The sequence below is a fragment of the Pseudomonas sp. Pso3 genome, assembly GCF_055393275.1.
Window position 1 is genome coordinate 4,283,142 of sequence record NZ_AP043687.1, and the last position, 26,666, is coordinate 4,309,807.

At 68.1% G+C, this 26,666-nt stretch carries 27 protein-coding genes, 1 tRNA gene and 1 pseudogene; 16 read left to right on the forward strand and 13 right to left on the reverse strand.

The features are described 5' to 3' along the window. The first annotated feature begins 158 nt into the window (after nt 1-158). The 9 genes from ACZ5R1_RS20105 (at nt 159) to ACZ5R1_RS20145 (ending at nt 8,018) form a co-directional block, all read left to right on the forward strand. Nucleotides 159-1,883: a tetratricopeptide repeat protein gene (locus tag ACZ5R1_RS20105; RefSeq protein WP_027602869.1), complete on the forward strand. Its 1,725-nt coding sequence runs from the start codon at nt 159-161 to the stop codon at nt 1,881-1,883. Continuing rightward, the gene (lolB, locus tag ACZ5R1_RS20110; RefSeq protein ID WP_037007293.1) at nt 1,880-2,500 is read left to right on the forward strand and encodes a lipoprotein insertase outer membrane protein LolB; all 621 of its coding nucleotides are present in this window, start codon (nt 1,880-1,882) and stop codon (nt 2,498-2,500) included. The genes ACZ5R1_RS20105 and lolB overlap by 4 nt, the downstream gene beginning before the upstream one ends. Then, entirely contained in the window at nt 2,497-3,357 is an 861-nt protein-coding gene (gene ispE / locus ACZ5R1_RS20115) for a 4-(cytidine 5'-diphospho)-2-C-methyl-D-erythritol kinase (protein WP_042136570.1), read from the forward strand. The genes lolB and ispE overlap by 4 nt, the downstream gene beginning before the upstream one ends. A gap of 25 nt (nt 3,358-3,382) precedes the next feature. After that, nucleotides 3,383-3,457: transfer RNA gene (locus ACZ5R1_RS20120), tRNA-Gln, on the forward strand. Between the two features lie 41 nt (nt 3,458-3,498). Then, entirely contained in the window at nt 3,499-4,440 is a 942-nt protein-coding gene (locus ACZ5R1_RS20125; RefSeq protein ID WP_007161553.1) for a ribose-phosphate pyrophosphokinase, read from the forward strand. Nucleotides 4,441-4,562: 122 nt separating this feature from the next. After that, a complete protein-coding gene (locus ACZ5R1_RS20130; RefSeq protein WP_027602867.1) occupies nt 4,563-5,186 on the forward strand; it encodes a 50S ribosomal protein L25/general stress protein Ctc in 624 nt (207 codons plus the stop codon). A 34-nt stretch (nt 5,187-5,220) separates the two neighbouring features. After that, nucleotides 5,221-5,805: an aminoacyl-tRNA hydrolase gene (gene pth / locus ACZ5R1_RS20135; RefSeq protein ID WP_042136568.1), complete on the forward strand. Its 585-nt coding sequence runs from the start codon at nt 5,221-5,223 to the stop codon at nt 5,803-5,805. Between the two features lie 42 nt (nt 5,806-5,847). Continuing rightward, the gene (ychF, locus tag ACZ5R1_RS20140) at nt 5,848-6,948 is read left to right on the forward strand and encodes a redox-regulated ATPase YchF (protein WP_007161550.1); all 1,101 of its coding nucleotides are present in this window, start codon (nt 5,848-5,850) and stop codon (nt 6,946-6,948) included. Nucleotides 6,949-7,106: 158 nt separating this feature from the next. Beyond that, entirely contained in the window at nt 7,107-8,018 is a 912-nt protein-coding gene (locus ACZ5R1_RS20145; protein ID WP_027602865.1) for a LysR family transcriptional regulator, read from the forward strand. On the opposite strand, the gene ACZ5R1_RS20150 is transcribed toward ACZ5R1_RS20145, so the two are convergent. Both ACZ5R1_RS20150 and ACZ5R1_RS20155 read right to left on the reverse strand, forming a co-directional pair. Then, nucleotides 7,991-8,428 (reverse strand): hypothetical protein, encoded by a 438-nt coding sequence (locus ACZ5R1_RS20150; protein WP_042136566.1) that lies wholly within the window; start codon nt 8,426-8,428, stop codon nt 7,991-7,993. The two genes, ACZ5R1_RS20145 and ACZ5R1_RS20150, sit on opposite strands and share 28 nt — an antisense overlap. Nucleotides 8,429-8,534: 106 nt before the next feature. Further along, on the reverse strand, nt 8,535-9,722 hold the full coding sequence (locus ACZ5R1_RS20155; protein WP_115946651.1) for an MFS transporter: 1,188 nt from the start codon (nt 9,720-9,722) through the stop codon (nt 8,535-8,537). 102 nt (nt 9,723-9,824) lie between these two features. On the opposite strand from ACZ5R1_RS20155, the gene ACZ5R1_RS20160 reads away from it, so the two are divergent. Continuing rightward, nucleotides 9,825-10,700 (forward strand): LysR substrate-binding domain-containing protein, encoded by an 876-nt coding sequence (locus ACZ5R1_RS20160; protein WP_115946650.1) that lies wholly within the window; start codon nt 9,825-9,827, stop codon nt 10,698-10,700. A gap of 95 nt (nt 10,701-10,795) precedes the next feature. After that, nucleotides 10,796-11,146: a VOC family protein gene (locus tag ACZ5R1_RS20165; protein ID WP_027602861.1), complete on the forward strand. Its 351-nt coding sequence runs from the start codon at nt 10,796-10,798 to the stop codon at nt 11,144-11,146. Between the two features lie 453 nt (nt 11,147-11,599). Here ACZ5R1_RS20165 and ACZ5R1_RS20170 read toward each other — a convergent pair whose 3' ends face one another. The 8 genes from ACZ5R1_RS20170 to ACZ5R1_RS20205 form a co-directional block, all read right to left on the reverse strand. Next, the gene (locus tag ACZ5R1_RS20170; protein WP_042136561.1) at nt 11,600-11,968 is read right to left on the reverse strand and encodes a hypothetical protein; all 369 of its coding nucleotides are present in this window, start codon (nt 11,966-11,968) and stop codon (nt 11,600-11,602) included. A 104-nt stretch (nt 11,969-12,072) separates the two neighbouring features. Further along, entirely contained in the window at nt 12,073-12,981 is a 909-nt protein-coding gene (locus ACZ5R1_RS20175; protein ID WP_464712649.1) for a LysR family transcriptional regulator, read from the reverse strand. Nucleotides 12,982-13,034: 53 nt separating this feature from the next. Next, nucleotides 13,035-13,658: an isochorismate family cysteine hydrolase YcaC gene (ycaC, locus tag ACZ5R1_RS20180; protein ID WP_042136560.1), complete on the reverse strand. Its 624-nt coding sequence runs from the start codon at nt 13,656-13,658 to the stop codon at nt 13,035-13,037. Nucleotides 13,659-13,700: 42 nt separating this feature from the next. After that, the gene (locus ACZ5R1_RS20185) at nt 13,701-15,296 is read right to left on the reverse strand and encodes an MFS transporter (protein ID WP_042136558.1); all 1,596 of its coding nucleotides are present in this window, start codon (nt 15,294-15,296) and stop codon (nt 13,701-13,703) included. 11 nt (nt 15,297-15,307) lie between these two features. After that, on the reverse strand, nt 15,308-17,149 hold the full coding sequence (locus ACZ5R1_RS20190; RefSeq protein ID WP_042136556.1) for an amidohydrolase: 1,842 nt from the start codon (nt 17,147-17,149) through the stop codon (nt 15,308-15,310). A 52-nt stretch (nt 17,150-17,201) separates the two neighbouring features. Continuing rightward, on the reverse strand, nt 17,202-18,020 hold the full coding sequence (locus tag ACZ5R1_RS20195) for an alpha/beta fold hydrolase (protein ID WP_042136554.1): 819 nt from the start codon (nt 18,018-18,020) through the stop codon (nt 17,202-17,204). Then, a complete protein-coding gene (locus ACZ5R1_RS20200) occupies nt 18,017-18,646 on the reverse strand; it encodes an antibiotic biosynthesis monooxygenase (RefSeq protein WP_042136552.1) in 630 nt (209 codons plus the stop codon). The genes ACZ5R1_RS20195 and ACZ5R1_RS20200 overlap by 4 nt, the downstream gene beginning before the upstream one ends. Continuing rightward, nucleotides 18,643-19,068 (reverse strand): DoxX family protein, encoded by a 426-nt coding sequence (locus tag ACZ5R1_RS20205; protein WP_027599156.1) that lies wholly within the window; start codon nt 19,066-19,068, stop codon nt 18,643-18,645. The genes ACZ5R1_RS20200 and ACZ5R1_RS20205 overlap by 4 nt, the downstream gene beginning before the upstream one ends. Before the next feature lie 295 nt (nt 19,069-19,363). Between ACZ5R1_RS20205 and ACZ5R1_RS20210 the strand changes: the two genes are divergently transcribed. Continuing rightward, entirely contained in the window at nt 19,364-19,774 is a 411-nt protein-coding gene (locus ACZ5R1_RS20210; RefSeq protein WP_042136548.1) for a DoxX family protein, read from the forward strand. A 37-nt stretch (nt 19,775-19,811) separates the two neighbouring features. On the opposite strand, the gene ACZ5R1_RS20215 is transcribed toward ACZ5R1_RS20210, so the two are convergent. Further along, nucleotides 19,812-20,732 (reverse strand): LysR family transcriptional regulator, encoded by a 921-nt coding sequence (locus tag ACZ5R1_RS20215; RefSeq protein ID WP_042136547.1) that lies wholly within the window; start codon nt 20,730-20,732, stop codon nt 19,812-19,814. A 97-nt stretch (nt 20,733-20,829) separates the two neighbouring features. Here ACZ5R1_RS20215 and ACZ5R1_RS20220 point away from each other — a divergent pair, with 97 nt between their 5' ends. The 4 genes from ACZ5R1_RS20220 (at nt 20,830) to ACZ5R1_RS20235 (ending at nt 24,168) form a co-directional block, all read left to right on the forward strand. Further along, entirely contained in the window at nt 20,830-22,065 is a 1,236-nt protein-coding gene (locus ACZ5R1_RS20220) for an MFS transporter (RefSeq protein WP_464712650.1), read from the forward strand. Between the two features lie 159 nt (nt 22,066-22,224). Next, on the forward strand, nt 22,225-22,947 hold the full coding sequence (locus tag ACZ5R1_RS20225) for a pirin family protein (RefSeq protein ID WP_027602851.1): 723 nt from the start codon (nt 22,225-22,227) through the stop codon (nt 22,945-22,947). 77 nt (nt 22,948-23,024) lie between these two features. Continuing rightward, nucleotides 23,025-23,612, forward strand: a complete 588-nt coding sequence (locus ACZ5R1_RS20230; protein ID WP_007161531.1) for a DedA family protein — start codon at nt 23,025-23,027, stop codon at nt 23,610-23,612. A 115-nt stretch (nt 23,613-23,727) separates the two neighbouring features. Next, complete coding sequence (locus tag ACZ5R1_RS20235) at nt 23,728-24,168, forward strand: helix-turn-helix domain-containing protein (protein WP_464712651.1); 441 nt, start codon at nt 23,728-23,730, stop codon at nt 24,166-24,168. Nucleotides 24,169-24,837: 669 nt separating this feature from the next. Here ACZ5R1_RS20235 and ACZ5R1_RS20240 read toward each other — a convergent pair. Together ACZ5R1_RS20240 and ACZ5R1_RS20245 are read right to left on the reverse strand one after the other, a co-directional pair. Then, nucleotides 24,838-25,485, reverse strand: a pseudogene (locus ACZ5R1_RS20240) (winged helix-turn-helix domain-containing protein); the annotation flags it as partial. Between the two features lie 175 nt (nt 25,486-25,660). Next, nucleotides 25,661-26,614: a GlxA family transcriptional regulator gene (locus ACZ5R1_RS20245; RefSeq protein WP_169853366.1), complete on the reverse strand. Its 954-nt coding sequence runs from the start codon at nt 26,612-26,614 to the stop codon at nt 25,661-25,663. Nucleotides 26,615-26,666 lie beyond the last annotated feature (52 nt).

The following is a 26,666-nucleotide window of genomic DNA, read 5'->3' on the forward strand; positions in this document are numbered from 1 at the left end:
CAATCGCCGTCATAGCCTGGGCGAATGAATCTTGCCGGGCAAAAGGCGTCAACAGCCTCGACCACCGCACTTCTCGGCCCGCCGCTCCGCATGTGCGACGCGGCCACGGCGACTCTTGTGGCATGATGGACCGACTGTAAAAAGGCCGCCCTGACCCTATGACCAGATACCTCGCGCTGCTGACGACCGCCCTGCTGCTCGCCGGCTGCCAGAACCTCGGCCGGCAGCCGACGCCCGCCGCCGCCATCCCGCCGCCCACCGCCAAGACCAGTACGCCGCAACCGGCCGGCTCCTTTCGCGAAGACACCCTCTATGACCTGCTGGTCGGCGAGCTGGCCGGTCAGCGCAACCGTTTCGACATCGCCCTGACCAACTATGTCGAGCAGGCTAAGTCGACCCAGGACCCAGGGGTCGCCGAGCGCGCCTTCCGCATCGCCGAATACCTGGGCGCCGATACCCCGGCGCTGGAAACCGCACAGATCTGGGCGCGCAACGCCCCCGACAACCTGGATGCCCAGCGCGCCGCCGCCATCATGCTGGCCCGCGCCGGGCGCTACGACGAATCCATGGCCTATATGGAGCGCGTGCTCCAGGGCCAGGGCGACACCCACTTCGATTTCCTCGCCCTGTCCGCGGCGGAAACCGACGAGACCACCCGCGCCGGGCTGCTCAAGAGCTTCGATCGACTGCTGGCCAAATATCCGCGCAACGGCCAGCTGCTGTTCGGCAAGGCGCTGCTCTTGCAGCAGGACGGCCGCGCCGACGAGGCGCTGAAACTGCTGGAGCGCAATCCGGCGGCCAAGCGCGAAGTCGCCCCGCTGCTCCTGCGCGCGCGCCTGCTGCAGAGCCAGGACCGCAGCGCCGAGGCCCTGCCGCTGCTCGAAGCCGGCATCCGCCAGCACCCGGAAGATCGCCGCCTGCGCCTGGCCCATGCCCGGCTGCTGGTGGAGCTGGATCGCCTGGACCAGGCCAAGCGCGAATTCGCCGAGCTGGTCACCCAGTTCCCGGACGACGACGACCTCAGATTCTCCCTGGCGCTGGTCTGCCTGGAAGCCCAGGCCTGGCGCGAAGCCCAGATCTATCTCAAGGAACTGCTCGAGCGCGGCAGCCATGTGGACGCCGCGCACCTCAACCTGGGGCGCAGCTACGAAGAACTCGACCAGCCCGAACAGGCGCTGGCCGAATACGCCCAGGTCGGACCGGGCACCGACTACCTGGCCGCCCAGCAGCGCCAGGCGGAAATCCTGCTGGGCAGTGGGCGCATCGCCGAGGCCCGTCAGCGCCTGGCCGACGCCCGCAAGCGCCAGAGCGAATACGCCGTGCCGCTCTATCTGCTGGAAGTCGAAGGCCTGGCCAGTGCCGACCAGACCGCCCTCGCCGACCAGACCGTGCAGCAGGCCTTGCAGCAGTATCCCAACGACCTGAATCTGCTCTATGTCCGCTCCATGCTGGCGGAAAAGCGCGGTGATCTCGGTCAGCTGGAAGCCGATCTGCGCTATATCATCGCCCACGACCCCGACAACGCCATGGCGCTCAACGCCCTCGGCTACACCCTGGCCGATCGCACTCCGCGACTGGCCGAGGCGCGCCAGCTGATCGACAAGGCGCACCAGCTGAGTCCGGACGATCCGGCGATCCTCGACAGCATGGGCTGGATCCGCTATCGCCAGGGCCAGCTGGCCGACGCCGAACGCTATCTGCGCCAGGCCTACGAACGCTTCCCCGATGCCGAGGTGGCGGCCCACCTGGGCGAGGTGCTCTGGGCCCAGGGCAAGCGCAGCGAAGCGCGCAAGGTCTGGCGCGTGGGCCTCGACGCCGACGCCGATGACGCCATCCTGCGCAGTACCCTCAAACGCCTGACTGGAAGCGAAACCCTCCGATGATCCGCCTGCGTACCCTCTTCACCCTGTTGCTGCTCGCCCTGCTGGCCGGTTGCGCCAGCACCTCTCGCCAGGAGGCCGTGGAAGGCCAGGGCAACGCCGCCCAGTGGCAGGCCCATAAAAAACGTATTGCCGCCCTCGACGGTTGGCAGATCGACGGCAAGGTCGGCATCCGCGCGCCGCGCGATTCCGGCAGCGGCACCCTGTTCTGGCTGCAACGCCAGGACTACTACGACATCCGTCTGGCCGGCCCCCTGGGGCGCGGCGCCACCCGCCTCACCGGGCGTCCGGGCGCCGTCACCCTCGACGTCTCCGGCCAGGGCAGCTATCAGGCCGATTCCCCCGAGGCCCTGCTGGAACAGCAACTCGGCTGGCGCCTGCCGGTGTCGCACCTGCTCTGGTGGGTGCGCGGCCTGCCGGCCCCGGACAGCCGCAGCCAGCTGACCCTGGACGCCGACAGCCACCTGGCGCGCCTGGTGCAGGACGGCTGGACCGTGGAATACACCCGCTACACCGAGCAGAACGGCTACACCCTGCCCGAGCGTCTCAAGCTCACCGGCAAGGACCTGGAAGTCATCCTGGTGGTGAAGACCTGGCAGCCGCGCGAGCTGGGCAAATGACCCCAGCGCCCGCCTTCACCCTGCCGGCGCCGGCCAAGCTCAATCTGTTCCTGCACATCCTCGGGCGCCGCGCGGACGGGTATCACGAACTGCAGACGCTGTTTCAGTTTCTCGACTGGGGCGACGATCTGGGCTTTGCCGGACGCGACGACGGCGAATTGCAGCTGCACGACGGCCTGCCGGGCGTCGCCCCCGAGCAGAATCTCATCCTGCGCGCCGCCCGGTTGCTGCAGCAGGAAAGCGGTACCCGGCAGGGCGCCGATCTCTGGCTGACCAAGCGGCTGCCCATGGGCGGCGGCATCGGCGGAGGCAGTTCGGATGCCGCCACCACCCTGCTCGGCCTAAATCACCTCTGGGGTCTGGGCGCCAGCCTCGACGACCTGGCGGCCCTGGGACTGCGCCTGGGCGCCGACGTACCGGTGTTCGTCCGTGGCCAGGCCGCCTTCGCCGAGGGCGTGGGCGAAAAGCTCACCCCGGTCGCACCGCCGGAACCCTGGTATCTCGTGGCCGTGCCGCAAGTCTCTGTAAGTACAGCAGAAATTTTTTCAGATCCGCTGTTGACACGGGACACTCCCGCCATTAAAGTTTGCGCCGTTCTCAAGTGGTCAGGTCGAAACGACTGCCAGAGTACGGTCGAAAGGCGTTACCCAGAAATTCGTAACGCTTTGATCTTGCTAAACAAATTTGTTTCAGCTAGATTAACCGGCACTGGAGGTTGCATATTTGGAAGCTTTCCAAATAAGACCGAAGCTGATACAGTAGCAAGCCAGCTACCAGCATCACTTCCAGGCTTCGTAGCCAAAGGCAGCAACACTTCCATGTTGCACCGGGCGCTAGCAAGTCTGACCAGAGAATGAGTACAGCTAGTACTCTGCAAGATACAGGGGCGTCGCCAAGCGGTAAGGCAGCAGGTTTTGATCCTGCCATGCGTTGGTTCGAATCCAGCCGCCCCTGCCATTTTCCTTCCAAGACCCACCTCAAGCCGCAGGAACTGCAGCGTGTCCAAGATGATGGTCTTCACGGGGAACGCCAACCCCGATCTGGCACGGCGCATCGTGCGCCAGCTGCACATCCCTCTCGGTGACGTCTCCGTCGGAAAATTCTCCGATGGCGAGATCAGCGTCGAAATCAACGAGAACGTTCGGGGCAAGGATGTCTTCATCATCCAGCCCACCTGCGAGCCGACCAACGACAACCTGATGGAACTGGTGGTGATGGCCGACGCCTTCCGCCGCTCCTCGGCCACTCGTATCACCGCAGTCATCCCCTATTTCGGCTATGCGCGCCAGGATCGCCGTCCGCGTTCCGCGCGCGTCGCCATCACCGCCAAGGTCGTGGCCGACATGCTGACCGTGGTGGGCATCAATCGGGTGCTCACCGTCGATCTGCACGCCGACCAGATCCAGGGTTTCTTCGATATTCCCGTGGACAACATCTACGGCTCCCCCGCCCTGGTGGATGACATCGAAGACCAGCGTTTCGAAAATCTGATGATCGTCTCCCCGGACATCGGCGGCGTGGTGCGTGCGCGTGCCGTGGCCAAGAGCCTGGGTGTGGACCTGGCGATCATCGATAAGCGTCGTCCCAAGGCCAACCAGTCGGAAGTGATGCACATCATCGGTGACATCCAGGACCGCACCTGCGTGCTGGTCGACGACATGGTCGATACCGCCGGCACCCTGTGCCACGCGGCCAAGGCCCTGAAGGAACACGGCGCCGCCAAGGTCCTGGCCTACTGCACCCACCCGGTGCTGTCGGGTCGGGCCATCGAGAACATCGACAACTCCGTGCTGGACGAGCTGGTGGTGACCAACACCATTCCGCTTTCCGCCGCGGCTCAGGCCTGCAGCCGTATCCGCCAACTGGACATCGCGCCGGTGGTGGCCGAGGCGGTACGCCGGATCAGCAACGAAGAATCCATCAGCGCGATGTTCCGTTAAGGAACAGCCGCTCTGGAAGCGCCCCGGAAGGCCGTGACGGTCTACCGGGGCTTTTTAGTCGGTAGGGCCGTAGAACTGGTCGCAAGTCTCGGTCTGCCGATTCCTTATCCTGGAGATTCACAATGGTTGATTTCACTCTGAATGCCGAAGTGCGTTCCGACCTGGGGAAAGGTGCGAGCCGCCGCCTGCGTCGTAATGCCGGTAACGTTCCCGCCGTGATCTACGGTGGCGACAAGGCTCCGACCTCCATCACCCTGGTCGGCAAAGACCTGGCCAAGATGCTGGAAAGCGAAGCCGCTTTCGCCAGCGTCATCACCCTGAAGGTCGGTGGCAGCAACGAAAGCGTCCTGGTCAAGGCCCTGCAGCGTCATCCCTCCAAGGGCTACGTCATGCACGCTGACTTCCTGCGCGTCATCGCCGGCCAGAAGCTGACCGCCCACGTCCCCCTGCACTTCATGAACCAGGAAACCTCCGTGGGCGTGAAGCAGCAAGGTGGCGAGATCCTGCACACCATCAACGAAGTCGAAGTTTCCTGCCTGCCGAAAGACCTGCCGGAATTCATCGAAGTCGACATGGCCAAGGTCGAGCTGGACCAGATCGTTCACCTGAGCGACCTGAACGTCCCGGCTGGCGTCGAGCTGGTGTCCCTGGCCCACGGCAGCGATCTGCCGGTTGCCAGCATCCACATGCCGCGCATCCGTGAAGAAGCTGCTGACGGCGCTGCCGAAGAAGGCGCTGCCGAGTAAGTTCTCGCACGCCTGAAAGAGAAGGGCTCCTGACATGACTGCCGTCCAACTGATCGTCGGCCTGGGTAATCCGGGCCCCGAATACGACCAGACCCGGCACAATGCAGGGGCCCTTTTCGTTGAGCGGCTGGCAGCCGCCCAGGGCGCGAGCCTGGCTGTCGACCGCAAGTATCACGGCCTCGTGGGGCGTTTTCGCCACGCGGGCAACGATGTTCGTCTGCTCATCCCCACCACCTACATGAACCGCAGCGGCCAGGCCGTGGCGGCGCTCGCCGGCTTTTTCCGCATCCCGCCGGCGGCCATCCTGGTGGCCCATGACGAACTCGACCTGCCACCCGGCACCGCACGCCTCAAGACCGGCGGCGGCCACGGCGGGCACAACGGGCTGCGCGACATCATCGCCCAGCTCGGCAATCAGAACGGCTTCCAGCGCCTGCGCCTGGGCATCGGCCATCCGGGCCATGCCAGCCTGGTTTCCAACTTCGTGCTGGGCCGCGCACCGCGCAGCGAGCAGGACCTGCTCGACACCAGCATCGAGGCCGCCCTGGAGGTGGTACCGGCGCTGCTGGACGGCGAGCTGACCCGCGCCATGCAACGCCTGCACAGCCGCAAGGCCTGACCTACCCTACCCTCTTCCTTTTCTTCCGCGAGGACACACACCATGGGATTCAATTGCGGCATCGTCGGCCTGCCCAACGTCGGCAAGTCCACCCTGTTCAATGCCCTGACCCAATCCGGTATCGCGGCGGAAAACTTCCCCTTCTGCACCATCGAGCCCAACAGCGGCATCGTGCCCATGCCCGATGCGCGACTGAACGCCCTGGCGGAGATCGTCAAACCCGAGCGGGTGATCCCCACCACCATGGAATTCGTCGACATCGCCGGCCTGGTGGCGGGTGCCTCCAAGGGTGAAGGCCTGGGCAACAAGTTTCTCGCCAACATCCGCGAGACCGATGCCATCGCCCACGTGGTGCGCTGCTTCGAAGACGAGAACGTCATCCACGTGGCCAACTCGGTGGACCCCAAGCGGGACATCGAGGTGATCGACCTGGAGCTGATCTTCGCCGACCTCGACAGCTGCGAAAAGCAGCTGCAGCGCGTGACCCGCAACGCCAAGGGCGGTGACAAGGAAGCCCTGGCGCAAAAGGCCCTGCTGGAACAGCTGATTCCCCACTTCGAGGCCGGCAAGCCCGCCCGCAGCCTGATGAAGGGCCTGGACGAGGAGCAGAAGCGCCTGGTGCGCAGCTTCCACCTGCTGACCAGCAAGCCGGTGATGTACATCGCCAACGTCGCCGAAGACGGCTTCGAGAACAACCCGCACCTGGACGTGGTCCGTGCCATCGCCGAAGAAGAAGGCGCCGTGGTGGTGCCGGTGTGCAACAAGATCGAGGCGGAAATCGCCGAACTGGACGACGACGAGGAAAAGCAGATGTTCCTCGAATCCATGGGCATGGAAGAGCCGGGCCTGAACCGGGTGATCCGCGCCGGCTACGAACTGCTCAACCTGCAGACCTACTTCACCGCCGGGGTGAAGGAAGTCCGCGCCTGGACCGTCCGCGTCGGCGCCACCGCGCCCCAGTCGGCCGCCGCCATCCACACCGACTTCGAAAAGGGCTTCATCCGCGCCGAAGTGGTGGCCTATGACGACTTCATCGCCTTCAAGGGCGAGAACGGCGCCAAGGAAGCCGGCAAGTGGCGCCTGGAAGGCAAGGACTACATCGTCAAGGACGGTGATGTCATGCACTTCCGCTTCAACGTCTAAGCGACGGCCAAGGCCAGAGCCCCCTCCCCACCGCAAGGTGGCGAGGGGTTTTCTTTGCGCGCTCGCCAGCGGCCTGGCTGACACTGGACGCCAGGCGATTTGGCACAATGACGGCGATTCAACCGTCGTCAAACGTCTCCCGCTGCCTGGATGCCGCCATGAATTTCGAAGACCTGCGCCTGTTCGTCACCACCCTGAACGAGGGCAGCTTCACCGCCGCCGCCGACAAGCTGGGGCTGTCCAAGCAATTCGTCAGCCGGCGGACCATGGCACTGGAGGAAAGCCTGGGGGTGCGGCTGCTCAATCGCACCACGCGACGCCTGCAGGCGACCGAACTGGGAATGCTGCTCTATGAGCGGGCGGTCAAGATCCTCGAAGACGTCAACGACACCGAGGAATTGCTCTCCAGCCGGCGGACGGTGCCCCAGGGGGTGCTGCGGGTCAGTGCGCCGATGACCTTTGGCACCCTGCACCTGAGTCCCCTGCTGCCGGATTTTCTTTCAGCCTATCCGCAGATCCGCCTGGAGCTGGATCTCAATGACCGGGCGGTGGATCTGCTGGCGGAGGGCTATGACATGTCGATCCGTATCGGCACTCTGGCCGACTCCAGTCTGATCGCCAAGCGGCTGACCGAGATGCAACTGGTGACCTGTGCCAGTCCGGATTATCTACAAAAGGCGCCGCCGCTGCTGCAGCCGGAGGATCTGGCCGAGCACAGCTGTCTGCTCTATGGCCATGGTCGCCAGGTGGAATGGCGCTTCCAGCGTGGGGGCAAACCGCTGGTGCTGCCCATGCAGGGTCAGCTCCGGGCCAACAACGGAGAGGTGGTGCGGGATGCGGCCATCGCCGGTCAGGGCATCGCGGTGCTGCCGACCTTCATCATCGGCGCGGCGCTGGCCTCAGGGGCGCTGGTACAGGTGCTGGAAGACTTCGCCCTGCCCAGCGCGGCGGTCTATGCGGTCTATCCCCAACATCGTCAGTCGGCGCGCATCGTCCAGCTGTTCTCGGACTATCTGCGCGACCGGCTGACGGTTCAGCCGACTCACGCCGCGGCGCCGCGGGTCGGTTGACGCTGGGGCCACTGCTGCAGGGTCCGCTCGGCGCCGTCGGCGGCCAGGCGTTGGCCGTCCAGGCGCTGCTGCTGGCGCTGGATCGAGGGCTGCAGACTGCGCTCGGCGCCGTTTTCAGCCAGGGCACGGCGCGGGTCGAGACGCTGTTGCTGGCGCTGGATCGAGGGTTGCAGGCTGCGATCGGCACCGTTTTCGGCCAGGGCACGGCGCGGGTCGAGACGCTGTTGCTGGCGCTGGATCGACGGCTGCAGACTGCGATCGGCGCCGTTTTCAGCCAGAGTACGATCCTGCTGCTGGTGCTTTTCAATCAGCGAACCCAGGGGGCGCAGGGCGCTTTCCTCGGCCTGGGCGGATTGGGCGATGGCGGTGGTGAGCAGGGTGGCGGCGAAGAGGGCGGTGAGGGCTTTCATGGCGAGTACCTGTGTCGGGTGGGTGTGGACTCATTGTCGCCAGCCCACCCCGCGCCTAGAAATCGTCCCTCGGGATAGCGATCATCGACCGCGCTGATGATGGCGTTCAGGCCCGCGCCTGACGCTGCCGCATGAGGAACAGGCCCCAGACCGCCAGCGCCGTGGCCGCCAGCAGGCACCCGGCCAGGCTCACGCCGGTCCAGCCGAAGTGTTCGTAGAGTCGCGCCGACAGCAACGAACCCAGGGAGCCGCCGAGGAAGTAGCCGGTCATGTAACCGGCGTTGAGGCGGCTGCGCGCTTCCGGGCGCAGCCGATAGACCACGTTCTGGTTGCTCACGTGGCTGAGCTGCACGGCGAGATCCAGCACCAGGATGCCGACCAGCAGCGCCGCCAGCGACTGCTGGGCGAAGGCCAGGGGTGGCCAGGCCAGGGTCAGGGAGGCCAGGCCGATGCTGGTGGCGAGACTGCCCTTGCCCTGGTCGGCCATGCGTCCGGCCAGGTTGGCGGCCAGGGCGCCCACGGCGCCGGCGAGACCGAACAGGCCGATGGTGCCGTCGCTGAAGCCATAGGGTTCGGCGGCGAGCAGAAAGGCCAGCGGCGTCCAGAACACCGCGAAGACGGCGAAGCCCAGGCACCCCAGCAGGGTGCGCAGCCGGTGCAGGGGCTCGTCGCGCAAGAGCTCGAACACCGACCCCAGCAGCCGCGGATAGCTCAGGCCCGCCGACTGCTGATAGCGCGGCAGCGCCAGGCGCAGGGCCAGGGCGGTGGCCAGCATCAGACCGGCCGCCACGGCATAGACAGTGCGCCAGTCGCCCAGGGACGAGAGCGCTCCGGCCACGGTGCGGGCCAGCAGGATGCCGAGGATGAGGCCGCTCATCACCGTGCCCACCGCCCTGCCCCGCTGCTCCGGCGCGGCCAGGGTCGCGGCGAAGGGCACCAGCACCTGGGCCACCACCGAGAAGAGCCCGGTCATGGCGGTGCCCAGCAGCAGCCAGGTCAGACTGGTGGCGGTGGCGCTCAGGGCCAGGCCGGCGGCGGCGATCACGCTCATGGTGACGATCAGTCGCCGGCGTTCCAGCAGGTCGCCCAGGGGCACCAGCAGCAGGAGTCCGGCGGCGTAGCTGAGCTGGGCGGTGGTGACGATGCTGCCGGCCTGGGTGTAGCTGAGGTCGAAGCGCTGGGCGATGGTGTGCAGCAGCGGTTGGTTGTAGTAATTGCTGGCCACGGCGATGCCGGTGGCGACGGCCATGAGCAGGGTCAGCCAGCGGCTGAGAGGAGGCGTGGGGTTCGACATCCGCGGGGTCCGGCAAGAGAGGGGCTGGCCAGTATCGGACAACGGCAGCTATCGGTTAAATGAATCGTTAAGATGGCTTTGATCTCATTTCAAGATAGCACCATGAATCTCAAGCAGCTGGAATTCGCCGTCGCCCTGGCCGAGGAGCGCCACTTCACCCGCGCCGCCGAGCGTTGCCATGTAGTGCAGTCGGCGCTCAGTCACCAAATCGCCCGCCTGGAAGCCGAGCTGGGCGCCACCCTGTTCGAGCGCCTGCCGCGCCAGGTGCGCATTACCCCCGCCGGCGAAGCCTTGCTGGTCCATGCGCGCCAGGCGCTGGCGGCGGTGGAGCGCTTGCAGCAGGACGTGGCCGCCGCGGTCGGCGCCATTCGCGGCACCCTGACGCTGGGCCTGATCTCCTCGGTGCCGCGCCTGGATATCGTCGACTTGCTGGCCACCTTCCATGCCCGTCATCCCCAGGTGGACATCCGCCTGCGCCAGGACAAGAGCGAGACGCTGCTGGCGGCGGTGCGCGAGCGGCAACTGGATTTCGCGCTGATCGGGCTGTCGCGCCAGGTGGCCCTGGAAGCGGTGGACAGCCGCCTGCTGCTCAGCGAGGAACTGGTGGCGGTGCTGCCCGCCGCGCACGGCCTGGCGGGGCGAGAAAGGCTGTCGCTGCACGAGCTGGTGGATCTGCCGCTGGTGGACCTGCCCGCGGGCAGCGGCGCGCGGCGGCAAACCGACGAGGCCTTCGCCGCTCTGGGCCTGCCCCATCGGGTGCGTTTCGAGACGGGCAACATGCAGTTGCTGGAGCGCTTCGTCCGCCGCGGCCTGGCGATCGGCCTGGTGCCCCAGAGTATCGCCAGCACCTTTGCCGGCCTGGCCCGGGTGCCGGTCAGCGATGCGCCCCAGCGTAACGTCCACGCCATCTGGTCGCCCCTGCCGACGCCGGCGACCCGGGAATTTCTCAAGGTACTGGAAGAGGCGCTGGCGGATTAGCTGTCGCGCATCGGTCGGCCGCCGCGAGACGCGAGTGACAGCCTGGCAGCGGCCCTTGCTAAGCTGTCAGGCCCGTACCGCCGGAGATTTCAGCCATGCAGATCACGCGCATCGTACCGAACATCGCCACCGCGCAATTGGCCGCCGCCAAGGTCTTCTACGGTGAGCTGCTGGGGCTGACGCTGGCTATGGACCATGGCTGGATCCTGACCTTCGTCGGCGCCGGCCAGACCACTCCCCAGGTCAGCTTCGCGATGGAAGGTGGCTCGGGCACGCCGGTGCCGGAGTTGTCGCTGGAGGTCGATGACCTGGACGAGGTCTTGCGTCGATTGGAGGGCGCGGGCTACGTGCCGGAGTACGGTCCGGTGATGGAGCCCTGGGGCGTGAGACGCTTCTTTGTCCGCGATCCTGGTGGGAGGCTGTTGAATTTCCTGGAGCATGTTTGAGGAATGACCGCCGGGTGGTCCGCCGGTACGGCCGCGCCTAAAAGCCCGCGCAGAAACGTAGCCTGGAAAACGGCGCGGCCTTTTCAAAGGGGTGACGTTGTTGCGCGGGGAGCGCCCTCACCCCAACCCTCTCCCAGAGGGAGAGGGGGCTAGCCGTGCAGGCGTTCAGCTCTATTTGAACCGTAGCCTGGAAAACGGCGCAGCCTTTTCCGGGGGTGGCGCCGTTGCGCGGGGAGCGCCCTCACCCCAACCCTCTCCCGGAGGGAGAGGGGGCTAGCCGTGCAGGCGCTCAGCTCTATTTGAACCGTAGCTTGGAAAACGGCGCAGCCTTTTCCAGGGGTGAGGTCGTTGTGCGGGGCGTACCCTCACCCCAGCCCTCTCCCGGAGGGAGAGGGAGTTATTCGAGCCGGTGTTCAGCCGTGGCAGGACGCTCGACGGCCTGCGGAGCTACCCTCAGCCCTCGCTGACCGGCTGCTGGCGCACGAAGTTGCCCACCCGCCAGGCCAGCTGTTCGCCCTGGCACTGCACCAGCAGGTTGCGCACCGGGTAGGACTGGCCGGCGACGCTGGCTTCGGCCTGGGCTTCGCTGGCGCCGTCCAGGTGGTTGCGGGCGAGAACCTGATAGCTGCCGGTGGGGCAGCGCGCCGCGGCTTCGCCCGCGCAGCCGGACCAGCTGCCGAAGACCCCGTTGCACTGCACCAGGTAGGCCGTGCTGCCATCCCTGAGGTAGGCGTTGTGGGAGCTGGCGCAGCCGGCCAGCAGGGCGAGGAAGCCGGCGCAGGCCAGCAGGCGGAGGGTATTACGAAGGGCGGCGAGATTCATGGGAGTGGCTCCAAACAATATGGAGCCATCCTAAGAAGCCAACCCCCTCCCCCATAAATCGTACCGGCGGATAGCGCTTATCGACGACGCTGATGGCCGCGGCGCTAGGGGTTCTCGCCCATGAATCTGATGATCTCGCCGCGCAGCCAGCGCTCGCCCGGGTCCTGGTCCTGGGCCGCGCGCCAGACCAACGACAGCTTGGCCGGGACGATGGGAAACGGCGGTTCCTCGAGGCGCAGACTGCCACCGGCGGCCAGCGCCCGGGCGGCGTAGTCGGGCACCGTGGCGAGCAATTCGCTACCGGCCAGCAGGGCGCCGAGGCCGTTGAAGTGGGGGACGCCCAGGGCCACCTTGCGACTGCGGCCGAGGCGCGCCAGGTCGTCGTCGATGTTGCCGCAGAGATCGCCGGACATGGACACCAGCACATGGGGCCGGGCGCAGTAGTCGTCCAGCGTCAGGGGCGCGGGATCGCGGTCGGCGCGGACCACCAGGGCGCGGATGTGCCTCAGGGTGCGGCACTTGGCGTTGGCCGGCAGCTGGGTGGTGTAGCTGATGCCCAGGGACACCTCGCCACTGGCCAGCAGCCCGGGCAGGAGCAGGAAGTTGGCGTTGCGCACCACCAGCAAGCAGTGCGGCGCCACCTCGCGCAGATGGGCCAGCAGCGGCGGCAGCAGGCCGCACTCGACGTCGTCGGACATGCCCAGGCGAAACACCGCGCGACTTGCGCCGGGGTCGAAGTCGTCGACCTCGCTCAAGGCATTGGACAGGCCGTCCAGGGCCGGACGCAACCGTTCGAGAATGGCCAGGGCGCGCGGCGTGGGCTCCATGGCGCGACCGCTGCGCACCAGCAGGGGATCGTCGAAGAACTGTCGCAGGCGCACCAGGGCGGCGCTGATGGCCGGCTGGCCAAGAAAGAGCTTTTCCGCGGTGCGGGTGAGGTTGCGCTCGTGCATCAGGCTTTCGAACACCACCAGCAGGTGCAGGTCGATGCGGCGCAGGTCGTTGCGGTTCACGGCATCCCTCCGCGAAGGTCAGGCGCCGGGAGAGGCGCCTGACTTCGTTTACCTTACTTGGCGGCCAGCTTGGCGTAGCTGGTCATCAGGTTGCGGTAGTTGGGGATGTGGTTGGACAGCAGCGCGCCCAGGCCCTCGATGTCGTTGCGCCAGTCGCGGTGCAGTTCGCAGGCCACGCTGAACCAGTTCATCAGCTGCACGCCGGCGGCGCTCATGCGTGCCCAGGCGGCCTGCTGCACGGTCTTGTCGAAGGTGCCGGAGGCATCGGTCACCACGAAGACGTCGAAGCCTTCGGCGATGGCGGCCAGCGCCGGGAAGGCCACGCAGACGTCGGTCACCACGCCGGCGATGATCAGCTGCTTGCGGCCGGTGGCCTTGATGGCGGCGACGAAGTCTTCGTTGTCCCAGGCGTTGATCTGGCCGGGACGGGCGATGTACGGCGCCTCGGGGAACAGCTCGATCAGCTCGGGCACCAGCGGTCCGTTGGGGCCCTGCTCGAAGCTGGTGGTGAGGATGGTGGGCAGACCAAAGAACTTGGCGCTGTTGGCCAGAGCCAGGACGTTGTTCTTGAAGTCGCTGGGGGTGAAATCCTGCACCAGGGAGATCAGACCGGCCTGGTGGTCGATCAGCAGGACGACGGCATCGTTCTTGTCGAGACGGTTGTAGGGCTTGCTCATGGTGGAGTCCTCGGGGGGTGGTTGATGAGGTAACGGGCTGCGCTAGGCGCCGCCCAGGAGATGGCGGATGGCGATGGGTACGCCGGGGGTCTGGTACTGCCGCGCCGCCGCTTCCAGGCGCTGTTCGCCCTGGGTGACGCGGTGGTGGTGGCGCAGGTGTTCCAGCCAGGATTCGTCGCAGAAGAATTCCTGCCAGCGGCGCGGCTCGGCGCTGTCCTGCAGCAGCGCCCAGGAGAAGGCGCCGTTGCGCCGGCGCATGGCGCCCACCGCCTGCATGGCCTGGCGAAAGGCCGGGCCGTGCTCGGGGGCGATGTCGTATTCCAGGGTGACCATCACCGGGCCGCGCTCGCGGTCCAGGGAGTCGTCGAGGATGGGCGCCGGCCAGTGCAGCGAAGGCGCGATGTCCGCCGCCGGGGTGACCGGCAGGCGCAGGCGCCAGGTCAGCCCGATGCCGGCCAGCAGCACCCCGGCCGCCGCGCTCAGCGCCACGCTCAGGGAGAAATGACTGGCCAGGGCGCCCCAGAGGAAGCCGCCCAGGGCGCTGGTGCCGAAGAACACCAGGATATAGACGGCCAGGGCGCGGGCGCGCACCCAGGCGGGTACGGCGGTCTGGGCGGCCACCTGCAGGCTGGAGAGCACGGCGATCCAGGCCAGGCCGCTGGCCAGCATCACCGGCAACAGCCAGGCGAAGTCGCGGATCCAGGCCAGGCCGAGCAGGACCAGCGCATAGAGGGCACTGGCGCCGGCCACCAGCAGGTCGCTGGAGAGTCTTTCACGCAGGCGCGGCAGGAGCATGGCGCCGCCGATGGCGCCCAGGCCGACACAGCCGAGCAGGATGCCGAAATCCAGGGCGGTGCCCTGCAGGGCCTGGCGTACCAGCAGGGGCAGCAGGGCCATGCCGGCACTGGCGCCGAGGAAAAACGCGGCGGTCCGGGCCAGCACCACCTGCAGCTGGAGCGAGCTGCGGGCATAGCGGAAGCCGACCCGGACGGCGCCCAGCAGGCGCTCCGCGGGCAGCACGGCGGCTGCAGGTTGGCGTCGCCAGGTCAGGAGCGCGACGATCACGGCAAAAAAGGAGACGGCATTGAGGGCGAAGGTCAGCCAGGGACCGGCCAGGCTGACCAGCACCCCGGCCAGGGCCGGGCCGAGGGCGCGGGCCACGTTCATGCCCAGGCTGGACAGGGCGATGGCAGCGGGCAACTCGCTCTTGTCGACCAGCTCGGGGGTCAGCGCCGACCAGGCCGGCAGCATCAGCGCGGTGCCCACGCCCATGGCCAGGGTCAGGCCCAGCAGCAGCGGTACGGTCATCCAGCCGGCCAGGGTCAGGCCGGCCAGGGCCAGGGCCACCGCGGCCATCCACAGCTGCACGCCGAGCAGATAGCGGCGCCGGTCGACGATGTCGGCCAGGGCGCCGGCCGGCAGCGCCAGTAGGAACATCGGCAACGCCCCCGCCACCTGCACCAGGGCCACCGCCAGGGGGCTGGCGGACAGCGAGGTCATCAGCCAGCCGGCGCCCACCTCGTGCATCCAGGTACCGATGTTGGAGGCGATGCTGGCCAGCCACAACCAGCGAAAGGTGCGCTGGCGCAGCGGCTGCCAGGGCGAGGCGGCGTTGGGAGTCACGGCGGCGGCGGTCATGGCGGCGCTCCTCAGAAGCTGAAGCAGGAGCAGCCGAAGGCGCCCCAGAAGCCACTGAAGTCGCTCACCGGCACCCGGCTCTGGCGCGCCCGCTCATGGCCGTGGCCATGCACGGCACAGGCACCGGCGCACTGATGCACGGCGGCCTGCAGGGGCGCACCGGGTTTCCAGTGACCGGGCACCTTGACCACCGGCGACCAGTCCGGGGTGACCGGCAAGGGCGGCGGACCCAGACGATCGAATTCCTCGGCGCCATGGACGATGCGGCCACCAACCACGGTGAGCACCGACTCCAGGTGCTTGATGGCCTCTTCCTCGACCGTGAAGAAGTCCGCCGAGAGCACCGCCACGTCGGCCAGCTGGCCCACCCGCAGCTGGCCCTTCTTGCCCTGCTCCGAGGAGAACCAGGCGCTGCCTTGGGTGAACAGCTGCAGCGCGGTGGCCCGTGGCAGACCTTCCTGATAGAGCGCGAGACCGCCGACGGTACGACCACTGACCAGCCAGTACAGCGAGGTCCAGGGGTTGTAGCTGGAGACGCGGGTGGCGTCGGTCCCCGCACCCACCGGCACGCCTTCGGCCAGCATCCGCTGGATCGGCGGGGTCTGCTCGGCCGCCTGGGCGCCATAGCGGTCGACGAAGTATTCGCCCTGGAAGGCCATGCGGTCCTGGATGGCGATGCCGCCGCCGAGCGCCTTGACCCGCTCGATGTTGCGCGGGCTGATGGTCTCGGCGTGGTCGAAGAACCAGGGCAGGCCGTTGAAGGGCACGTCGCGGTTGACCCTCTCGAAGACGTCGAGCATCCGCGAGATGGATTCGTCGTAGGTGGCGTGCAGGCGGAACGGCCAGCGCTGCTCCACCAGGTGGCGCACCACGGGTTCCAGATCGGCTTCCATGGTGGGCGGCAGGTCCGGGCGCGGTTCGAGGAAGTCCTCGAAGTCGGCCGCCGAGAAGGCCAGCATCTCGCCGGCGCCGTTGTGGCGGAGGAAGTCGGTGCCCTGGTGCAGGGTGACGCTGCTGGTCCAGTTCTTGAAGTCGGTCAGCTCTTCCTTGGGCCGCTGGGTGAAGAGGTTGTAGGCGATGCGCACGGTGAGCTGGTCGGCGTCGGCCAGTTCCTGGATCACCTGATAGTCGTCCGGGTAGTTCTGGAAGCCGCCGCCGGCGTCGATGGCGCTGGTCAGCCCCAGGCGATTGAGTTCGCGCATGAACTGGCGGGTGGAATTGACCTGGTATTCCAGCGGCAGCTTGGGCCCCTTGGCCAGGGTGGCGTAGAGGATCATGGCGTTGGGCCGGGCGATGAGCATGCCGGTGGGCTCGCCGCGGGCATCGCGCTGGATCTCGCCGCCTGGCGGATTGGGCGTGTCCCTGGTGTAGCCCACGACCCGCAGGGCGGCGCGATTGAGCAGCGCCCGGTCGTAGAGGTGGAGAATGAACACCGGGGTGTCCGGCGCCGCCTGGTTGAGTTCGTCCAGGGTCGGCAGGCGGCGCTCGGCGAACTGGAATTCGTTCCAGCCGCCCACCACCCGCACCCACTGGGGCGCCGGGGTGCGCTCGGCCTGGTCCTTGAGCATGCGCAGGGCATCCGCCAGCGAGGGCACGCCCTCCCAGCGCAGCTCCAGGTTGTAGTTGAGACCGCCGCGGATCAGGTGCAGGTGGGAGTCGTTGAGGCCGGGAATGGCGCGGCGCCCGCGCAGGTCGACCACCTGGGTGGCCGGGCCGCGATAGGCCATGACGTCGCTGTCACTGCCCACGGCGATAAAGACGCCGTCCCTGATGGCGACCGCGGTCGCTTCGGGGCGCTCGGGATCGACGGTGTGGAGCTTGCCGTTGTGCAGGATCAGATCGGCGTGTTGCATGTGGCCTCCGGGACCAGGGTCAGAAGCCCGGGCGCAGGGCGCCCGGGAAGGTTCAGCGGGCGACGAAGGCCAGCAGGTCGCGGTTCAGTTGCTCGGCGTGGGTCACCGCGAAGCCGTGGGGTGCGCCGGCGTACACCTTGAGTTCGGCGCCGCGGATCAGCTCGGCGGCGAGCTTGCCGGTGGTTTCGAAGGGCACCACCTGGTCGGCGTCGCCGTGGATCACCAGGGTGGGTACGTCGACCTTGGCCATGTCCGGGCGGAAGTCGGTTTCCGAGAAGGCGGTGACGCAGTCCAGGGTGCCCTTCAGCGACGCCAGCAAGGCGATGTTGAGGGTCTGGGTGAAGACGCCTGCGGAGACCTCCTGGCCCTTGTTGGTGCCATAGAAGACCGGGGCGAAGTCGGCGAGGAACTGGGCGCGGTCCTTGAGCAGACCACCACGGATACCGTCGAAGACGCCCTGGTCGACGCCCTGGGGGAAATCCGGCTTCTGCCCGAACAGCGGGGTGACGGCGCCGAGCAGCGCCAGCTTGGCGACCCGCGCCGAACCGTGGCGCGCCAGGTAGCGGCTGACGTCGCCACCGCCCATGGAGAAGCCCACCAGGGTGACGTCGCGCAGATCCAGGTGCTCGATCAGCTCCTTGATGTCGTCGGCGAAGGTGTCGTAGTCGTAGCCGTTCCACGGCTGGCCGGAGCGCCCGAAACCGCGGCGGTCGAAGGCGATGGCGCGATAGCCGTTGGCGGCCAGATGGTGCATCTGGTAGTCCCACATATCGGCGTCAAGCGGCCAGCCGTGGCTGAACAGCACGGGCTTGCCGCTGCCCCAGTCCTTGAAATAGATCTCGACGCCGTCGCGGGTGGTAAAGGTGCTCATGGTTGTTCGCCTCTAGCGGTGGGGGGAGTGGAAAAGGCGCCCGAGCGGGCGTTGAGCCAGGGCGCGCACAGGCGGCTCACCCTCGGCATGATCAGGAACACCACCAGCGGCACGATGCACAGTGTGATCAGCAGGTTGCTGGGCACCGGTCCGGCCAGCAGCGGATAGCGCGCGAACAGCGGCTGCCACAGCGGCGGGATCAGCATCGTCAGGGGCGCGATGACCAGGTAGGTGAGCACCGCCTGCTTCCAGGCCGGTGGCGGACGCACGCCGGGGCGTGGCGGCTTGAACCAGAATTCGGCGTCGGCATGCACCTCGGGCGCATCGGCCTCGCGCAGCAGCGGCGCCACCTCGGCGATCAGCGCCTGGCGCTCCGGCGAGGCCAGCCAGGCCTGCAGTTGGTCGACGTCGGCGAAGCGCACCAGGGTGGTGAAGGCGGCGCCCTCCTCGGCCGGCGGGATGACGTCCACACCGAGGTGACCGCAGGCCGCGCGGGCGACGCTGACGGCGCGCTGCAACCAGCGCTGATAGGCCTGGTGCTGGCCGGCCAGGGGCTGGTGGCGGATCACCAGGGTGACGATGCGGCCGTGCGCCTGGTGCAGGTCCTGCCCGAGCGCGGTGCTCATGACAGGGCCCTGGCGAATCCGCCCTGGGCGGCGTGACGCCTGGCCAGCCGCGCCTCCAGCGAGTAGCGACCCGGTCCGGTGAGTGCCAGGGTGCCGAACAGCACCAGCAGCAGCCAGCCGAACTGACCCTCTTCCAGCGACCACTGCGGATGCACCACCAGCAGGGCGATCAGCAGCAGCCCCAGGATCGGCAGGCAGGCCAGGCGCGTCGCCCAGCCGAGGGCGATCAATAGCGGGCAGAGCACCTCGGCGAAGACGGCGAAACCCAGGGTCGGCCAGGCACCCAGGTGCAGCGGGTCCTCGATCAGGCCGAGCTGCTGGCGGAAATGCAGCGCCTTGGGCAGGCCGTGTACCGCCAGGAGCAGTCCGGCGCCACCCAGGCGCAGGAACAAGAGTCCCAGATCCAGTCGCGTCTCGCGCATGGCCATCCTCCTGGTGAAAGAGTCGGCTGCGAGAAAAGCCCCGCGCCGTCGATGGGGCGGACTTTCGCCCGGACGCTGGGGAGCGGCCTTGGACGTCTGTGCTGGTTTTTGTACGCCTGTGCTGTGGCGTGCAGGTGAAAGGATTCAGGTCACAACAGCGGCCTGAACGTGCCGAACAGTCAACTCATGCGTGACGGTAAAACGCCGACCAGCTACTTAATCGATTTCAAGGTGGACAGTAATCTGCGCCCATCGCATCCAAGCCGGATGCCAGACCTTTAAAGGACAGCTGACGATGAACACCACCCAAGCCCTCACCGCCACCACCGGCCGCCTGCTGCTCGCCAGCCTCTTCCTGTTCAGTGGCGTGGGCAAACTGCTCGCCCCGGCCGCCACCAAGGGCTACATCGCCGCCATGGGCCTGCCTTTCCCGGACCTCGCCTACCTGGGCGCCCTGGTGGTGGAGCTGGGCCTCGCCAGCCTGCTGCTGATCGGCTATCGCACCCGGCCGGTGGCCCTGGCCATGGCCGCCTTCACCCTGGTCACCGCCCTGGTGTTCCACAGCCACTTCGCCGACCAGAATCAGTTGATCCACTTCCTCAAGAACGTCGCCATCGCCGGGGGCCTGCTGCAGGTGGCGGCCTTCGGCGCCGGGGCCCTGAGCCTGGATGGCCGGCGACCGCTGCGGGCGGCCCGGCTGGCCTGATCGCCCTCGCTCGTTGCGCCCGCCTGGATCCTTGGGTTCAGGCGGGCGCCGTCACATCCAGCATCCTGGCGCAGGCCTCGCGCACCAGCTCGAGGAACAGACGCAACCGCGCCGGATAGACCCGGGCGTAGGGATAGATGAGATAGATCGGCAGGGGCGCGGCCTGCCATTCGGGGAGCAGATGCACCAGGCGCCCCGTGGCGACGTCCTCGCGTACCATCCAGTGCGACAGCGCCGCGCAGCCCAGCCCCCGCACCGCGGCATGCCGGGCGACGAAGAGACTCTCGGTGGCCAGCCGCGCCCGCAAGGGGATCAGCCGGCTTTCGCCAGAAGAACCCAGCTGCAGGCGCAATTCGGTCTGGTAGAACTGGGTCATGGCGATCCAGGGCAGCGCCGTCAGCTCCTCGGGTGCCCTCAGCGTGCCTGCCAGGTCCGGCGCCGCCACCAGGATGCGCTGGACATCGCCCAGGCGCACCGCCACGGTGTCCGGATCCTCCACCGCCCCCACCCGAATCGCGCAGTCGACGCCATCGGCGACGAAATTCGGTGCCCGGTCGCTGAGCACCCAGTCCACCTGCATGCCCGGATAGCGCCGCAGATAGGTCTCCAGCGGATCGAGCAACTGCTCCTGGCCGAAGGCATGGGGCATCACCACCCGCAGCCGTCCCTCGGGCTCGGCATGGGCGCCGTGCAGGGCGGCGGCGAAGGCCTGCCAGTCGCCGAGCAGTTGCTGGGCCTGGCGATAGCAGCGCTGACCATCCTCGGTCAGCCGCAGGGCGTGGGTCGAACGCTGCACCAGACGCACCTGCAGCGCCGCTTCCAGTGCCTGCAGCCGTCGGCTGACGGTGGGCTGGGTGGTGCCGAGCTGGCGCGCGGCCGCCGACAGACTGCCGGCCTCGACGATGCGGACGAAGGTCTCCAGCAGGTCGAGACGGTCGTGGGAAAAGGTACTGTTCATACGGCCTACGTATACCCCCTGTACCTGGCGTTCGGCTACAGGTAGCGACAGCTCTGGTCGAGAATGCGCTCATCGTCTTCCCACCGGATGAACCGCCATGACCGATATTCCACTCCCGCATAGCCCGACCTCAGCGCACCGTACCGGCCTGTCCCCTGCCCTGCTCGGCCTGCTGGCCACCGGCGCCGGCCTCAGCGTGGCCAACCTCTATTACAGCCAACCCCTGCTGGGCACCCTGGCCACTGCCCTGCCCGCGCCCGCTGCCGACGTCGGGCTGATACCCACCCTCACCCAGCTCGGCTATGCCCTGGGTCTGCTGCTGCTCGCACCTCTGGGTGATCGCTTCGACCGCCGTCGCATCATCCTGGCCAAATTGGCCGTACTGCTGCTGGCGCTGCTGGGCGCCAGCCTGGCGCCCAGGCTGCACGGGCTGCACGGGCTGCTGCTGGCCAGCCTGGTGACCGGGCTGGCCGCCACCGTGGCCCAGGACCTGGTGCCCGCCGCCGCGACCCTGGCGCCGCCGGCCGAGCGCGGACGCATCGTCGGCACGGTGATGACCGGCCTGCTGCTGGGCATCCTGCTGTCCCGGGTGGTCAGCGGCCTGGTGGGCGAGTGGCTTGGCTGGCGGGCGGTCTATCTGTTCGCCGCCCTGAGCATCGCCGCCATCGGCGTGGCGGTCTGGCGCGGCCTGCCCGCCTTCGCCGCCACCACCCAACTCAGCTATCCGGCCCTGCTCGGCTCCCTGGGCGCGCTCTGGCGCCGCCATGCCGCCCTGCGCCGGGCGACCCTGGCGCAAGCCCTGCTGTCGGTCGGCTTCAGCGCCTTCTGGTCGACCCTCGCCCGCTATCTGCACGCCGGGCCCTTCCAGCTGGGCAGCGCCGCCGCCGGCGCCTTCGGCCTGGCCGGTGCCGCCGGTGCCCTGGCCGCGCCCTGGGCCGGCCGCCTGGCGGATCGCCATGGCTCGGAGTGGGTAACGCGGCTGGGCATCGGCCTGGCGGCCCTGGCCTTCGCCAGCCTGCTCCTGCTGCCCTGGCTACCAGGCGTGACCGGTCTGGTGCTGCTGGCGCTGGCGACGGTGGTCTTCGACCTGGGCGTCCAGGCCACCCTGATCGCCCACCAGGCCCAGGTCTACGGCCTGGAACCCGAGGCGCGCAGCCGACTCAACGCGGTGCTCTTCACCGGCATGTTCATCGGCATGGCCAGCGGTGCGGCCCTGGGCAGTCTGCTGCTGGCCCGGCTGGGCTGGAATGGCGTCGCCGGCCTGGCGCTGGCCACCGCCCTGCTGGCCCTGGCGGTACGGCTCTGGCCTGGCCGTCCGCGCCCGGTTCGGTGATCGCGGACCAGGATCTGACGCCACCCAGCCCGAGACATCGTCAACCAGGATAGGACGACCATTCTCCTCCCAGCCCGTTAATCAAACCGCAGCGCCACAGTAGGATGACTTCCATGGCGTCGGTACAGACCGCGCCCCCTTCAGACAAGGAGCCTCATCATGCTGGCCATTCGTAAAGCTTCCGATCGCGGCGCCGCCAACCACGGCTGGCTCAAGTCCTTCCACACCTTTTCCTTCGCCAGCTACCGCAATCCGGCGGAACAGGGCTTTTCCGACCTGCTGGTGATCAACGACGACACCGTGACCGGGGGCCAGGGCTTCGGCGAGCACCCGCATCGCGACATGGAGATCTTCTCCTATGTGCTCGAAGGCGCCCTGGAGCACCAGGACAGCCTGGGCACCGGCTCGGTGATCCGCCCCGGTGACGTCCAGCTGATGAGCGCCGGCAGCGGCGTCAGCCACAGCGAGTACAACCACTCCGCAAGCGAGCGGGTGCACTTTCTGCAGATCTGGATCGTGCCCAACGTGCGCCGCGCCGAACCGCGCTACCAGCAGCAGCACTTCAGCGCCGAGGCCAAGCGTGGTCGCCTGGCCCTGATCATCTCGCCGGACGGCGCCGAGGGTTCGCTGGAAGTGCGCCAGGACGCCCGCGTCTACGCCGGGCTGTTCGACGGCAGCGAGAGCGCCCGCCTGCAACTGGCCCCCGAGCGCCATGCCTATGTGCACGTCGCCCGCGGCAGCCTGGAGCTGAACGGCGTCCTGCTGCAGGCCGGTGACGGCGCAAGGCTGCGCGGCGAGCGCGAGCTGCAACTGGCCCACGGCACCGACGCCGAGGTGCTGGTGTTCGATCTGCGGCCCAACGAACTGCCGCAAATGCCCTGACCCTGTCTGCGCCTAGGTAGTAGCAGGCGCCAAGCCCGGAGGCCGCTCAGTCGGCCTCCCCTTGCCGAGAACGCGCCATGAGCACCCAAGCCCTGACCTCCCTGGTGGCCGGTAACGCCACCCTCTGGCTGACGCTGAACGTCTTTGGCGAACAGCTGGGCCTGCCGGTACCGGCCTATCCCTCGCTGGTGGTGATGGGCGCGGCGGCCGATGAGGCCGAGTTGCTCCTGGCGTTGCTGGCTACCGTGGCGGTCACCGGGGTGGCCGATCTGCTCTGGTACTGGGCCGGTCGGCGGCATGGTGCCTGGCTGCTGCGCCATCTGCCGGGGCATGTCCCGGCCGCCACCCGCCTGCCCGGCCTGCTGCTGGTGGCCAAGTTCATTCCCGGCGCCGCGGCCCTCGCCACCCTCAGCGCCGGGGCCAGTGCCATGCCCCTGCGGCGCTTCCTGGCCTACGACCTGGGCGGCGCCACCCTGTGGATCGGCTCCGGTCTGGCCCTGGGTCGGCTGTTCGAGGCGCACATCCTGGCCCTGCTCGACGGACTCCAGGCCTATGGCCCGGCGCCCCTGCTGCTCGCCGGACTGCTCGGTCTCGCCCTGCTGGGCTGGCACCTGCTGGCCCGCCGGCACGCTCGGCCAAGTCCGTCGCGACAGTATTGCGCCTAGACGGTTGCCGTCTTAACGCTAATTAACGATAGCCAACTCGCACGTCAGACAACTGCACGGAATCATTCTCATCCAGGCGGTCGCGCCACGCGGCTGGTTTGATAGGGAGAGCGCCATGTCCATGACCGTCGATAGCACCCTGGCTCTATCCAGTACCCGACTGGTCGGTTTGGCAGCCTGGCAGGAACGGCTGGCCAAGGAAGTCCTGCTGCAGCATCTGGAGCGCGGCATCAGCGTCAGCCAGGTCGCCTCCGTCTGCGGCCTGTCGCGCAGTCACTTCACCCGCCAGTTCAAGCTCAGCGCCGGACTCGCCCCCCTGGAATGGTTGCGTCAGCAACGCATCGACCGTGCCCGGCACCTGCTCGCCGAGCACCGACTACCCCTGGCGGCGATCGCCCTGGAGTGCGCCTTCTTCGATCAGGCGCATCTGAGCCGGGTGTTCACCCGCGCCGTCGGGGTCCCGCCGCTGGCCTGGCAACAGCAGGCCCTGGAGCGGCGGTTGCTGACGGAACTGGCGCAGGTGCAGCCGCAGCATGGCCAGCAGGCGGTAGCCTAGGGCCGCCCCGCTGCCTTCGACCAGGATCAGCGACTTGTCCACCAGTTGCCCCAGCAGGGGGATGAACAAGGCCTCCTCCAGCCCGCGCTGCGCCGCCAGGCGCAGGGCCTGCTGACGACTGAAGCGCTCGCCGGCCTCGGCCAGGGTCGCCAGCACGGCGAATTCCGACTCGCTCAGGCTGTGCAGACTCCAGTCGAGCATGGCGCCAAGGCTGCGCTGGCGTTGCGCCGCCGTGCGCCGTCCGGCCACGCTCAGGTAATAGCCGCCGTCGAGTTGCGCCAGTACCCCCGCCAGGCCCAGCGCCGCCACCTGCTCGGCCAGGATCTCCAGCGCCAGGGGCACGCCTTCGCTGCGGCGGCAGATCTCGCCCACCAGCTGCACGTCGGCCGGCCGCAGCTGCAGCCCCGGCAGGCGCGCCCGGGCACGTCGGACGAACAGGCGAAAGGCCGGCTCGCGCATGGCGTCGCGCAGTTGCCGCGCGGGTGGTTGCGCGACCGGCAGCGGCGCCAGGCGCAACACGGCCTCGCCTTCCACCCGCAGGGCTTCGCGACTGGTGACCAGCACCCTGAGTTGCGGACAGCCCTGCAGCAGGTTTTCCACCAGCCAGGCCGCGGGTTCGACCAGGCGCTCGGCGTTGTCCAGCACCAGCAGCAGGCGCCGCGTGGCCAGCGCCTCCTGCAGCGCCGGCAGGCCACTACCGCTGGCCAGGCCCAGGTCACTGGCGAGACGGTCCACCAGCGCCATCATGTGGCCCAGCGCCGCAAGATCGAGACTCTGGATCCCGTCAGCGAAGTCTTCCAGCGTGGGCAGCAGGTGCTGGACCAGCAGCGACTTGCCGACACCGCCGGTGCCCACCACCGACACCAGGCGACGTTGCGCGAGCAGACGGCGCAATTCGACCAGGCTGGTGTCGCGCCCCTCCAGGGGCGTCAGGGGCAGCGGCGTCTCGGCCAGCGGCGTGAGGTCCGCTTCGTTCAGGCGCTCCACCGCCAGGGCGAAGCCGTAGCCGCGCTGCCGGGCGCTGAGAATGGGATCCCGATCGCTGTAGGGCCGCAGCACCCGGCGCAGGGCCGAGATGTGCACCCGCAGATTGATGTCCTCGACGACGGCGCCGGGCCAGACCCGGGCCATCAGGGTCTGCTTGCCGACCAGCTCGCCGGGGTGCTCCAGCAGCACCCGCAGGATATCCAGTGCGCGCCCACTCAGGGGCAGCGGCCGCTCGCCATCCAGCAGCAGGCGCCGGCGCGCATCCAGGACCAGGCCGCAGAAGCGGAAGGCACTGGCGTCTTCCAGGGACTTGGGCTCTTGCATGACCATGTCGCGCTCCCTCGCTGCGGGTCCTGCGGGCACCTGGCTCCGCAGCCCCTCGCCGGTAGGCGCCTCTCCTTGCTGATAGGTATGACCATTCTGGCCGCTGCCCAGGCAAGGCGTATGACGATCTACGGCCAGAAGCTGCCATCGATGGGCGTGATACCGCCATCCGCAGCTGCGTTCAGCTGAACTGGTAGCGGTACTGCGCCGGGGTCAGCCCCAGATGGCTCTGGAAGGCGGCGCGCATGCAGCGATCGCTGGCGAAGCCGCTGCGAAAGGCCACGGTCTTCAGCGGCAGCTCGGAGGTCTCCAGCAATTCGCGCGCATGATCGATGCGCGCCCTGAGCACGAACTCCAGGGGCGTCATGCCGGTGTCGCGCTTGAACACCCGGGCGAAGTTGCGGGTGCCCATGGTGGCGAGTTCGGCGAGCCGGCTGATCGAATAGGCCTGGTCGATGTTCGCTACGACATGCTGCTGCACCCGGGTGATGGCGGTGGTCGCCTCCGGCTCGTCGAACAGCGGACTGAACTGGGCCTGCTTGCCCTGCCGCTGGGTCACCACCACCAGCACCTTGGCCACCTCCCGGGCGATGGCCTTGCCGTGGTCTTCGGCCACCAGCGCCAGCGCCAGGTCGATGCCGGCGGTGACTCCGGCCGAGGTGAGCAGCGGGCCGTCGCTCAGGTAGATCTCATCGGCGGTCACCTGGGCGCGGGGAAAACGGCGCGCCAGGCGTTCGCGATAATTCCAGTGGGTGGTCACCCGCCGGCCATCGAGCAGACCGGCGCTGCCGAGCAGAAAGGTGCCGGTGCAGACCGCCCCGTAGCGCGGGCACTGCGCGGGCACCTGCCGTAGCCAGGCCGCGACGTCGGGATGGGGCTCCAGATAGGCACCCGGCCCGCCGGGCACCAGCAGCAGGTCGTAGGCTCCCGGCGGCTGCTGGGTGGTGAGCTCCGTGCGTATCGTCATGCCATTCGAACAACGCAGGGTCCGCCGCCGCCCCGCGGCGATGGTCACGATGCGATAGTGGTCGGCCGCCGGCAGATAGCGATTGGCGATGGAGAACACCTCCACCGGCCCGGCGAAATCCAGCATCAGCACCTCGGGGACCAGCAAGAAAGCCACTGTCCTCGTCATGGCGATACATCCTTATCCGTGTTGCAGTTTGTCCTTGGACGCTGGCGCGTCC